The sequence below is a fragment of the Candidatus Latescibacter sp. genome (assembly GCA_030692375.1).
Classification (GTDB): Bacteria; Latescibacterota; Latescibacteria; order Latescibacterales; family Latescibacteraceae; genus JAUYCD01.
On the sequence record JAUYCD010000128.1, the window covers coordinates 1 to 6985 of the forward strand.

5 protein-coding genes are annotated in these 6985 nt (G+C 53.3%); all 5 read right to left on the minus strand.

Going from position 1 to position 6985, the window contains the following annotated elements:
- On the minus strand, positions 1–146 hold a 146-nt coding region (locus Q8O92_07950), incomplete at its 3' end, for a hypothetical protein (GenBank protein ID MDP2983246.1).
- 217 nt (positions 147–363) lie between these two features.
- Positions 364–2688, minus strand: coding sequence for a vitamin B12-dependent ribonucleotide reductase (locus Q8O92_07955; protein MDP2983247.1), 2325 nt, complete (start codon positions 2686–2688; stop codon positions 364–366).
- 212 nt (positions 2689–2900) lie between these two features.
- A complete protein-coding gene (locus Q8O92_07960; protein ID MDP2983248.1) occupies positions 2901–4067 on the minus strand; it encodes a Fic family protein in 1167 nt (388 codons plus the stop codon).
- Positions 4068–4344: 277 nt separating this feature from the next.
- Positions 4345–4812: a hypothetical protein gene (locus tag Q8O92_07965; protein MDP2983249.1), complete on the minus strand. Its 468-nt coding sequence runs from the start codon at positions 4810–4812 to the stop codon at positions 4345–4347.
- 229 nt (positions 4813–5041) lie between these two features.
- A complete protein-coding gene (locus Q8O92_07970; GenBank protein MDP2983250.1) occupies positions 5042–6712 on the minus strand; it encodes a D-aminoacylase in 1671 nt (556 codons plus the stop codon).
- Positions 6713–6985: the final 273 nt, after the last annotated feature.

Consider the following 6985-nt stretch of genomic DNA (forward strand, 5'->3'; position numbering starts at 1 on the left):
TCATCACAAGTTACTTCATCCATCAGCTTTGCCAAACCATAGTTCTCAATGACCTCTTCCAAGCGTTGGAATTCCTCAATCGGAATTTGAACGGCTATCGGTTTCTTGTTTTCATCAAGAACAATATTTTTATGGAGTTCAAGCATTGTAATCCCGAGTCACCCCTCGCCTGACTAGGAGAGGGGAAGGGGGTGAGGTATGGATATGAATATATGGATATAAAATAGTGATAATACCACTTTTGTCAAGATAAAATTTATTTCATTCGTTTCAATCGCAAAAAAAGCCGGAAGGGGAAATCCGGATTCAGCGGCGCGGAGGTTGGAAGCGGTCAAAAATATCCCGTTGTTAAAAGTGACCGATCTACCCGCATTTCGTATAGGCGCAGACCCGGCAGACCAGGCATCCTTCGGCGTTTTCGAGCACCCCGCCGCAGTCGGGACAGACTCCGGCCATTTCACGTTTCCGCTCTTTCCGGGTAATCGTTTTCACTGCCATATTGAGAGAATCGGCATCCTGGGTGAAAACCGGTATCTCGTGAACGGGGTTCCCGTTCGACTCAAGATACCGCGACAAAGAGGTGGCAATCGCATCAGCACAGGATACGATAAGCCTGCCGTTCTGCCATATCGGCGAGGGACACCGTATCCCTTTGAGCTGGGAGACGATCTCATCGAGGTTTACTCCGCTGCGGAGCGCCAGAGAGATGAGACGGCTGATCGCTTCAGACTGGCTCGAAGTACATCCGCCGGACCTTCCCATCTGACAGAACACTTCGCAGAGTCCGTTATCGTCACGGTTCACTGTTACGTACAGATTTCCGCAGCCGGTCAGGATTTTCTCCGTGGCGCCGACTGTGATGGAGGGGCGGGGGCGGGGTTTGATATGGGCATGCGCTTCCGCTTCCTCCGTCTCTAAAGCCTTTTCCATCATGAGGACCTGCCCCTCACGGGAGCCGTCGCGGTAGATGGTGATCCCCTTGAGACCCGCATCGCAGGCTTTCATATAGGCGTTAGCCACATCCTGCACGGTGGCGTCCTGTGGGAAATTGATGGTCTTGGAGACCGCGTTATCGGTAAATCGCTGAAAAGCTGCCTGGATACGGATGTGCCAGTCGGCGGAAATATCGTGAGCGGTGCGGAAAATCCTTTTCACCGAAGCGGGTATCTCATCGATGTGGGATATGGTGGGCGATTCGGCGATCGCTTTCCGCACGAAATCGGTCAGGAAGCCCCCCTCCTCGGCCATTTCGCGGAACAGGGGATGGAATTCGACCAGGCTTTTTCCATCGAGGATATTCCGCCGGTACGCCAGGGCAAAAATCGGCTCGATCCCGCTGGAACAGGAGGCGATGATGCTGATGCTGCCGGTCGGCGCGATGGTGGTCGTGGTTGCATTCCGGAGAGGTTTTGCTCCCGGAACATCATAAATGCTCCCCTCGAACCGTGGGAAAGCGCCTCTGATTTCCGCCAGGTGTGTCGATTCCGCTTTGGATTCACGGTCGATGAAGGACATGATTTCTTCGGCGATGTGTTCGCTTTCCTCTGAATCATAAGGTATGCCGAGCCTGATCAGCATGTCCGCAAATCCCATGACTCCCAGCCCGATCTTACGGTTCGCTTTTGTTTCCTCGGCGATTATGGGGAGAGGATAGCGGTTCACCTCGACAACATTATCCAGAAAGCGTACCGCCAGGTGGGTTACACTCCCCAGATGTTTCCAGTCTATCGTGGGTTTCCCTTCCTCTTCTATGACCATAAGGGACAAGTTGATCGACCCCAGGTTGCAGGACTCATAGGGCAAAAGGGGCTGTTCCCCGCAGGGATTGGTGGATTCCATAGGGCCAAGGTGCGGCAATGGATTCTTTGCGTTTATCCGGTCGATGAAAATCACTCCCGGTTCTCCGGTGGCGTGGGCGTTCTCCACAATCAGCGCGAATATGTCACGGGCGCTCTCGGCTTTCACTACCCTGCCGTCATGGGGATTGACCAGGTTGTAGCTGAGGTCATTGCGCACCGCCTCCATGAAATCATCGGTGACAGCGACCGAGATATTGAAATTGGTGAAACGGGTGGTGTCGCGCTTGCAGGTGACAAATTCGCGGATATCCGGATGGTCGACTCGCAGTATGCCCATGTTCGCCCCGCGACGGGTGCCGCCCTGCTTGATGGTCTCTGTGGCGGCGTCATAGACCGCCATGAACGACACCGGGCCGCTCGATATGCCGCGGGTGGATTTCACCATGTCATTCTTCGGCCGTATCCGCGAGAACGAGAATCCCGTACCCCCGCCGCTTTTATGGATGAGCGCGGCGTCTTTCAAAGACTGAAAGATGGAGTCCATGGAATCGTCGATGGGCAGGACAAAACAGGCGGAAAGCTGCCCCAGCTCACGGCCGGCGTTCATCAGGGTCGGGGAATTGGGCATGAATTCCCCGCTGACCATCAGGTTATGGAAAAGCACCTCCGAATCGCAGGCCAGTTCGCCCGTTCCCAGGAGCTCCTCAGCACCGGCCACAACCTTCGCTACCCGCAGGAACATATCCTGCGGCTCCTCGACTACTTCTCCATTATCGTTCTTTTTCAGATACCGGGCGCAAAGGACGGTGAGGGCGTTCTCGGAGAGCCGGACGGGTTCCAGGGCAATCCTGCCGCCTGCGGCGCAAATGATGTCTGTTGATGTGGTCATGATATTCCTTTTTTCTCTATGGTTTTCTCTGTCAAATGGGAGGATTTTTAAAACAATTCCGTATAATTATATATACGGGAACGGCAGCTTTTTGTCAATAGTTTTTAGAGGTTTGTGAAAAAGCGGTTTTATATCACTGAGACCCCGAAACGGATTTATCGTTCCCGCGAAACGGCAACGAGTTCAGGGTGACCGCGTCATGCCGAATGGGTTCACTGCGCTCTTGGCGTCCGGAACGCAAGAATAATTTCTCGCCTGGCCCGGAAACCTTCTACGGTCTTCTCCACCAGCCCGGCCTTCAGTAAAAAGTCCAAATCCCGAATCATCGTCCGTTCAGTTTTCCTGGCGTAAGCCTGGGCGAGCCGTGTGGAAATGAGCGGTACTTGGGACAGGAGTACCGGCTTCGCCTGAAGGGAAAGGTCGAGGACGAGATGACGCCGCCTGACATCGCTTTCGGAGGTCTTGTCCCTGAAAAACTCATGGACAAAATTCCGCCAGGTGATATCCCATTGCTGCCGCCAGATGATGTCGAGCTGCTGATGGAGGCCGTCGAGGAACCCCTGCACAGCGTAATGGATGAACGGAATGACATCGCCGGATTTCCCGGCGCGGTCGAGCAGACGGTAGTATTCGCTGCGGGTAAGGTTATAATGGTTGCTCAGAAGATGAGCGGAGGCGGCAGGAATTCCGGAAGAAATGAGAATCTGGAACTCGATGAGGCGCGCAGTGCGCCCGTTTCCGTCGCCGAAAGGATGTATCCAGGCGATATAAAGATGGGCAAGGACGGCTTTGATGATGGCGTAGGAGATGCGCAGAACAGGCTCGCCGGAGAAATTGGGGCCATTCAGCCACTCACCGAGTTTTTCGAGCAAGTATCCGCAATCCTCTGCAGGAGCGCCGCGATACCTCCCCACGAGCACGGAATGGCTGCGCAATTCACTCGGAACCACTCCCTCCTCCACTTCGAGGTTACGGAGCACGAGACGGTTCAGTTCAAGCATTCGCGCTGGGGTCAGGACGGGAATAGAACCCTCGGAAATCTCTTGGAGCATGCGGTTGCATCCTTCTACGATGTTGTCGATTTCCTGTGAGAGATATTTCCGCGAAGGGGGGAGTTCCAGTTTCCCTTCCAGATGGCGGAGCACTTCTTCTTCGGAAAGGGTGTTGCCCTCGATGGCGGTGGTGGCGAGCGCTCCCTTCGCCAGATAGATCCGCTGCAACTGCCGGGCGGTATCCGGGCGGAGCGGAACGCGGGCGATATGCTCGCATTTTGACTGGCATTCTCCCAGCATGATCCAAAGCTTCGGCGATGCTGCACTCAGATTAACGGAAAAGGAAAGCCAGGGGTGCGTCCTGAGATATGTCTTTTTTGATGTCATAAATGATGTCATTCTCAACTTATTGTTATTCTTGATATAATACTACTTATAATACTTATTATGACACAAAAATAGCATACAATTCAATTATTGTCAAGGAAAAGTTTCACCGAGTTATGTTATCTTGCCGTTGACATTATAAGAAACTTGAGGGAGGTAAGAGCAAAAGAAATATATGAAAGCGAGGCGCCAGGTTTGATATATAGTTTCACATTCGTAGACCCTCCCCTCTCCCAAGACCGTCGGAAATGGGAGAGGGGCAAGGGGGTGAGGGGAACTACTGTCTCGGAGGAAAAGCCTTCTGATATGCTTCTTTCTGCTTGTCGTTGAGAAGATCCATCACCTTCTGATTGGCGCCAGTTTCATTCGGGAGCGCCTTGAGCGCCGCGACCTGTTTTTCGGTCAGGGGGCAGGCGGCCTTTTCCAGAATAATCAACTGGTTGATATAGCGGGGAGTCTCCGGACCGTTATTCCGTCCCGGCCTCGACCCGAGCGCCGCTTTGAGCGCTTCCGTCTGCTTTTCGGCGAACATTGCGTTAATTCCCTGGAACGCGGCGCGTCCCTGGGTTATGTCGATGTCTTTCAGCTTTTTATCCTGGTCTGCGGTCAGCGGAACACCAGCGGCTTTAAGAATGGTTGCGAGCGTGACCGGTTTATCGGTAGCCTGCGCCATTACAACGCTTGTCCACAGAACGGTCAGGGCAAACAGAGAAATTACCATACAGATAATGGTGCTTTTCTTCATACCTTCCCCCTTTAAAACGTTTGTGAATCGAACACGTGGGGCGGCATGACTTCCCCACCTCACACCTGCCGGGTTATAAGAGTATTACCGGATTGTAAAGGTCCTTTCAACAGCGAAGATAAACAACATATATTTTGGTATAAGTCAATGAAAAAAATGTCTGTCAATCGAACATTTACTAAAAATATTCTATTTCACGAAAAAAGCAAAGGTCTTTCACACGCATAAGTCAGACTTTTCTCAGAATTTTCCCCGGCAGTTTCCCGGTATGCTCTCCGTTATTGATGACCCGCTGGCCGTTCACTACCACGTGGGGGATGCCTTCCGGATACTGGTGAGGATTCTCGAAGGTAGCCTTGTCGATGACCATATCGGGGTTGAACACCACAAGGTCGGCGAAGTACCCCTCTGCGATCTTCCCCCGCTGCGCCAGGCCGAATTTTAAGGCAGCCAGGGATGTCATCTTTTTGACCGCCTCCGGGAGAGTGAGCACCTTCTCCTCACGGACATATTTCCCGAGCACCCGCGGAAATGTGCCGTAAAAGCGCGGATGGGGCTTCCCCTTCCCAAGGACGCCGTAGGGGGCCGCCGCGCAGCCATCCGAGCCGACTATCACCAGCGGATGGGCAAGGAACCGCTTCAGGTTCTCCTCGCACATGCCGAAGTGCACCATGGAGACATGGTTTTCCTCTTCGAGCAGAAGGTCGCGCATGAAATTATAGGGAGACTTTTTCGCCTCGGCAGAGGCCTGGAGGATGTTTTTGCCTTCCAGGGAACGGTTTTTGTCCAGGAGAACCGAAGAGATGACCACCTTATCCCAGGCGCCTGCCCTGGCTTCTTTTTCCTTCAGCGCCTGACGGAGTTTACCGTCCAGTGATTTGTCGCGCAGGCGGGCCATGAAATCGGCGGTGGTTCCCTCGCGCGCCCACTGGGGAAAGAAGCTGTCCAGCCCTGTCGCGGATGCGATATAGGGATAGCGGTCGGCCTGAAGCGGAATGCCTTCTCTGGCCGCCTTTTCAAGAACGGGGAGCATCTGGTCTATCTTCGACCAGTTGCGGGGATAATTGGCTTTCAGGTGGGCTATCTCAAGATTGACCCCGGAATCACGGGCGGTGGTGAGCGTCTCGTCGATAGCATCGAGGACGCCTTCCTCCTCGCTCCGCATATGGGTGGCGTAGACGCCGCCGAGCTTGGCAGCCTCACGGCAGAGCTCGGTGATTTCGTCGGCTTTGGCGAAACTCCCCGGAACATAGATCAGGCCGGTCGATAATCCCAGGGCGCCCGCCTGGATGTATTCGCGCACCACCGCTTTCATCTTTTCCAGCTCCGCGGGAGCAGGCGGGCGGTCATTCGGTCCCATTGCAAAGTCACGGAGTTTCCCCTGGCCGAGCAGTGTTCCGAAGTTGAGCGCGGTTCCCCCTTGCTCCAGCCGCGCCATGAATCCTTTCATATCCCTCCAGGTCACTTCCACGCTGAATTCCCTGTCGATATTCTTCTTAGTTTCTTCATACGACCGGTCTGAAAGGGGAAAGTGCGAAAAGCCGCAGTTTCCGCCGATTTCCGTGGTCACCCCCTGATGGATTTTGCTTTCACCTTTTGGGTTGGCCAGGAGATGAACATCGGTATGGGTATGGGGATCGATGAATCCGGGCGCAACCGCCATTCCGGCGGCCTCGATGACATCGAGGGCGCGATCCTTGGAAATTTTCCGCGCGATCTTCACAATCCGGTCGCCTTTCACCGCAACATCCATCTCACGGCCCGGACTGCCGGTGCCGTCGTATACCACCCCTCCTGTGATCAGAAGGTCGTATTCCTTTTTTGATGCGCACCCCAGGATCAATCCCGAGAAAAAAACCGCTCCTCCCACCGTTCCCTGCAAAAAAGTTCGCCGTTTCATTCGGATGTCCCCCCAATTTATAGAATAGATGCCGATGTAGAATAGATGCCGAAACAAGTTCGGCATGACACGTGTCATCCTGTATCGTTGAACTCGTTTCAGGATTATTGCTCAATCACTCCATGTTCTTGAAATATTGGCTGAACACAAGTTCGGATATTTAACAGGTCAGTGCAGGAAAAGTCAAATGGTTTCTTTTTTCGGAGAGTGGAACTCTATAAATATAAAATATGTGCTTGACATAAAAATGAATAGTAATATATTTCGCATCTG

Bases quoted from the DNA above. Each gene is read 5' to 3' on its own strand.
- Q8O92_07960 (MDP2983248.1), bottom strand. From the start codon at position 4,067: ATGACATCAAAAAAGACATATCTCAGGACGCACCCCTGGCTTTCCTTT.
- Q8O92_07970 (MDP2983250.1), bottom strand. From the start codon at position 6,712: ATGAAACGGCGAACTTTTTTGCAGGGAACGGTGGGAGGAGCGGTTTTT.
- Q8O92_07955 (MDP2983247.1), bottom strand. From the start codon at position 2,688: ATGACCACATCAACAGACATCATTTGCGCCGCAGGCGGCAGGATTGCC.
- Q8O92_07965 (MDP2983249.1), bottom strand. From the start codon at position 4,812: ATGAAGAAAAGCACCATTATCTGTATGGTAATTTCTCTGTTTGCCCTG.